Source organism: Rhizobacter sp. P3_B12 (assembly GCF_056402895.1).
Map to the genome: position 1 here is coordinate 1 of NZ_JBFUGN010000847.1, position 2718 is coordinate 2718.

1 protein-coding gene is annotated in these 2718 nt (G+C 69.3%); it reads right to left on the reverse strand.

The genetic code is table 11. From position 1 onward, the window contains the following. Positions 1-119 precede the first annotated feature (119 nt). The coding region (locus AC1D01_RS28970) for a zinc-dependent metalloprotease (RefSeq protein WP_477872576.1) at positions 120-2718 on the reverse strand (2599 nt) is incomplete at its 5' end.

Sequence of the window (2718 nt, forward strand, 5' to 3'; positions counted from 1 at the left end):
AGGGGAGTCATCGCCCCCGGGGCGATGACCGACCCGGCCGGCGAGCCACAGCCTCGCCGCACGCGCCTTCCGCTCGAACGCACGAACGCACGAACGCACGAACGCACGCACGAACGGGATCAGCTTCGCAGCATGGAGGCCTTCAACGCCTCATTGAGCGTCGACAGGCTGTCCTGCAGATGCGCCCGGCTCTCGATCGACAGCTTCGGGCTGTTGACCGCGCCGCGCAGTTGCCCCTGCAGCTCGACCGCCTCCATCCGCACCAGGCTCAGCGCATCCGGCGGCAACGTGCCGGCACCGCGGATCAGCAGTGACTGCACGCGGCGCAGGTGCTCGCGCTGCAGGTTGCGGCGCAGCCGGTCGATGTCGCTGCCGGTCTTCAGCTCGCTCCACACCGAGCCCTGCAGCGTGCCGTACACCTCGGCCAGCGAGATCACGTTGCGCTTGTTCGCATCGGCCACGTACAGCGGCAGGTCCAGCAGCCGCGATGCGGTGCCCGGGCTCATCAGCCGGTCGAGCGCCGTCACCTGCACCTGCAGCACCGCCGCCGGAATGCTCACCGGCCCGCCACGGTCCCACTCGTTGTAGTCAGGCGACAGGCTGGCCAGGAACTGCGGCTTGAAGCGGAAGCTGTCCGCGTTGAACAGCCCCTTGGCCAGGAACTGCAGCGCATCGCGCTGCTTGGCCGGCGCCACCGGCGCATAGGCCGGCCGGTTGGTCGAACCCGGCAGGTCACGCACCGTGTTCATGCCGCCGACGTACTTGCCGACCAGGTCGGCCGCGCGGTTGAGCTGCTGGAAGCCGCTGAGCAGCACCCGGCGCTGGCGGATCGCCTCGTCGCCCGGCTGCGGCGTGCGGTCCTGCACCCGCTGCCACAGCTCGCGCGACAGCAGCAGCCGCTTCTCGTAGTACGCGAGCGGGTCGTCGCCCAGGTCGAAGCGGTTGACCAGCGGGTCGATGCCATCGTTGCCRCGCTGGCCGCCGGCCTCGGCGTCGTCCGAATAGGCGAGCAGCGGATCGGTGCTGCGCCCCGCGATGCGCGCCAGCTCGCCCGCCTCGTCGGCCGGCGCCACCGGCTTGTAGGCGTACTCGATCGCCCAGTAGTCGTAGGGCCCCAGAGTCGTGTTGTTCAGGCTCGCCTGCTTCTCGCCGGCCAGCGCCAGGTTGTAGGCGTTGTAATCCATCACCGAGCCGGAGATGCCCTTGCTCTCGGTGAAGCCCTTGTCCTGCAGCTGCGAGCGGCTCACCACCGTCGACGCCTTGAAGTTGTGCTTCAGCCCGAGCGTGTGGCCGACCTCGTGCATCACGACATCCTTGATGCGCGACTGCACGAAGGCATCCGCCTCCGGGCCGTCAGGCGCGATCTCGCCGCGCGCTTCGAGCAGGTCCATCGCGAAGTCCATCTCGGCGGCGGCCTCCTGCGCGTAGTTGCAGTAGTCGGCACCGCCGAACTTGCTCCACGCGGCGAAGGTGGGCGAGGGGAAGGACGCCGCAGAGGCCTGGGCACGACCCACGTCCTCGACCAGGAAGCGCCGCGCGCCGCGGCCGAACACGTCGCTCATGCCGATGTCGGCATCGATGATCTCGCCGGTGCGCGGATCGGAATGGCTCGGGCCGATCGCGAAGCCGACGTCGGCGCCGGTGAACCAGCGGATCGACGCATGGCGCGCGTCCATGTTGTCCCAGTCGGCATCGTCGGGCTGCTGCTTCGCGACGATCGCGTTCTTGAAGCCGATGCGCTCGAAGGCCTTGTTCCATTCCAGCACGCCGGCCTCGACCGCCCCGCGGTACTGCACCGGGATGTTCTTGTCGAGCCAGTAGACGATCGGCTGCTTCGGTTCGGACAGCTCGGCCTGCGGATCCTTCTTCTCGAGGCGCCAGCGGGTCACGTAGTGCAGCCGCGGGTTGGCCTTGGTGTCGGTGGTCAGGTCGGTGACGACATCGAAGAAGTGGCCGAGGCGCGGGTCGGTCTTGCGCGGCGCCATCGCCTCGCCGAGCTTCGCGAAGTTGTAGACGTAGCCGATGAACATGCTGCGCGGGTCCGGCGTCGTCTGCGGCGGCGTCGGGCTGGGCACCGGGCTCGGCACCAGTGGCGGCGCGGGCAGCCGCGAGGTCGCGAAGTGCATGCGCGCGTTCAGCGTCGTCAGGTCGTCGGTGACGCGGATCTTCTCGAAGTACGAGTTGCCGCGGTCGAGCGCGAACGGCAGGCGGAACGCGGTCTCGATCGCGGTCGAGTAGCCGGGCATGTCCGACAGCAGGAAGTTCGCGTCGACCAGCACCGACTTGCGCTGCGGGTGCGGCGCGCTGACGATGGTGGCCGCGCCCAGCAGGCTGTTCGAGAACGCCTGCTCGACGCTCGCCTGCATCGCCGGGGTGGTGCCGACGTAGTTGGTGTTCAGCGCCACCAGCTGGATCAGGTTGCTGCCGATCTTGCGGAAGCTGGCGAGCCACTGCGGGCCCATCTGGCTCGCGTACAGGCCGCGCTCGCCGATCGAGTTCGAGATGTTGATCGACAGCATGAACGGCTGGTCCAGCCGCTCGACCGGGATCTCGAGCCAGGTCTTCTCGTCCTTGCGCCACACCGGCACGAAGCCGTCCTGGCGGGTCGCGCCCTTGATGATCTCGTCGAAGGGCTTCGGGGCGGCAGGGTCGAGCCGGACCACGGTCGCGCCGGGGGCCGAGGCCGCCGAGGCGGCGGCTGCCGCGGCCGCCGCGCTG